Genomic DNA, 2,389 nt, shown 5'->3' with positions numbered 1-2,389 from the left:
GCCGCCGGTGACCCCGGCGGCGAAGCCATCGGGACGGCCCGTGGCCTGCTGCGCCCACAGCGGCGGGGCGGAGCCCAGCAGCAGGGCCAGGCACGCCGCCATCGGCAGGTGCCTGTGAAGCAGGCTTCGGAGTGGGTGCATGGATCGGGTTTCCGTCGTCGGGGATGCCGGCCCTCCCCGGGCCGGGGCGGGATGGCGGCTTGGAACGGGGCGTGCGCCCGGAGTTCAATGGCCGAGGCGCCCCCGGCGCGGTGCCTCGGCCGGGAGTGGACCGGCGAGCCTTGATAATGCGGCGCCTGCCCCGAACTGCCGGGGCATCCCTCTTTTTGTGAATGACCCAGACCTCCCAATCCACACCATGAGCAAACAGACCCATTCCTTCCAGGCCGAAGTGGCGCAACTGCTGCACCTGGTCACGCATTCGCTGTACTCCAACCAGGAAATCTTCCTGCGCGAGCTGATCTCCAATGCGTCCGACGCCTGCGACAAGCTGCGTTTCGAGGCCCTGAACAACAACGCCTTGTACGAAGACGCGCCCCACCTTGAAGTGCGCGTGGCCTTCGACAAGGACGCCAAGACGCTCACCATCACCGACAACGGCATCGGCATGAGCCAGCAGGAGGCCATCGACCACCTGGGCACCATCGCCAAGAGCGGCACCAAGGACTTCATGGGCAAGCTCTCGGGCGACCAGAAGGCCACCGCGTCCGAGCAGGGCCAGTTGATCGGGCAGTTCGGCGTGGGCTTTTATTCCGGCTTCATCGTGGCCGACAAGATCACCGTGGAATCGCGCCGGGCCGGCCTGCCCGCCGAGCAGGGCGTGCGCTGGATCAGCGGCGGCACGGGCGACTTCGAGGTCGAGACCATCACCCGCCCCGAGCGCGGCACCAGCATCATCCTGCACCTGCGCGACGACGCCGAAGAGTTCCTGAACGCCTGGAAGATCAAGTCCATCATCGGCAAGTATTCCGACCACATCAGCCTGCCCATCCTGATGGAAAAGGAAGAGTGGAAAGAGGGCGAGCTGATCAACCCCGGTGACGAAAACGGCGGCCGCCAGCCCGGCGGCATGGTCAAGACCGGCGAGTGGGAAACCGTCAACAAGGCCAGCGCCCTGTGGACCCGCCCCAAGAAGGACATCACCGAAGAGCAGTACCAGGACTTCTACAAGGCCATCAGCCACGACCACGAGAACCCGCTCACCTGGAGCCACAACCGCGTGGAGGGCAACACCGAGTACACGCAGCTGCTGTATGTGCCCGCCAAGGCCCCGTTCGACCTGTGGAACCGCGACAAGAAGGCCGGCGTGAAGCTGTACGTCAAGCGCGTGTTCATCATGGACGATGCCGAGGCGCTGATGCCCACCTACCTGCGCTTCGTGAAGGGCGTGATCGACTCCAGCGACCTGCCGCTCAACGTGAGCCGCGAACTGCTGCAGGAAAGCCGCGACGTGCGCGCCATCCGCGAAGGCTCCACCAAGCGCGTGCTCGGCATGCTGGAAGACCTGGCCAAGCACGACAAGCACACCGCCGGTGAAGAAGGCGCCGACGGCGTGACCGATGTGGTGAGCGACGAGGACAAGGCCAAGGAAGGCAAATACACGGCGTTCTACGCCGAATTCGGCGCCGTGCTCAAGGAAGGCCTGGGCGAGGACTTCGGCAACCGCGAGCGCCTGGCCAAGCTGCTGCGCTTCGCCTCCACGCAAAGCGATGCGGTCACCGTCTCGTTCGCCGACTACAAGGCGCGCATGAAGGAAGGCCAGGACGCCATCTACTACATCACCGCCGACACGCTGGCCGCCGCCAAGAACAGCCCGCAGCTCGAAGTCTTCAAGAAAAAGGGCATCGAGGTGCTCCTGATGACCGACCGCGTGGACGAGTGGGCGCTGAACTACCTGCAGGACTTCGACGGCACGCCGCTGCAGTCCGTGGCCAAGGGCGCGGTCGATCTGGGCAAGCTGCAGGACGAGGCCGAGAAGAAGGCCGCCGAGGAAGCCGCCGAGGCCTTCAAGCCGCTGCTGGCCAAGCTCAAGGAAGCCCTCAAGGACAAGGCCGACGACGTGCGCGCCACCACCCGCCTGGTCGATTCGCCCGCCTGCCTGGTCGTGCAGGACGACGGCATGAGCACCCAGCTGGCGCGCATGCTCAAGCAGGCCGGCCAGCAGGCGCCCGAGTCCAAGCCCGTGCTGGAGGTGAACCCCGATCACGCCCTGGTCAAGAAGCTGGACGGCAGCGTGCACTTCCACGACCTGGCGCACATCCTGTTCGACCAGGCGCTGCTGGCCGAAGGCGGCCTGCCCGAGGACCCCGCCGCCTATGTGAAGCGCGTGAACGCGTTGCTGGCTTGATCGGGCTCCAGCGCATGATTCACTAGGGCGTATTGCTATTAA

The 2,389-nt window shown here is 65.6% G+C and carries 1 protein-coding gene; it reads left to right on the top strand.

The features are described from left to right. The first annotated feature begins 358 nt into the window (after window positions 1-358). Entirely contained in the window at window positions 359-2,347 is a 1,989-nt protein-coding gene (htpG, locus tag AC27IQ_RS22655; RefSeq protein ID WP_272567069.1) for a molecular chaperone HtpG, read from the top strand. Window positions 2,348-2,389 lie beyond the last annotated feature (42 nt).

This window comes from Acidovorax sp. KPB24-07 (genome assembly GCF_057543315.1).
This window is presented reverse-complemented; position numbering and strand designations above follow the sequence as displayed.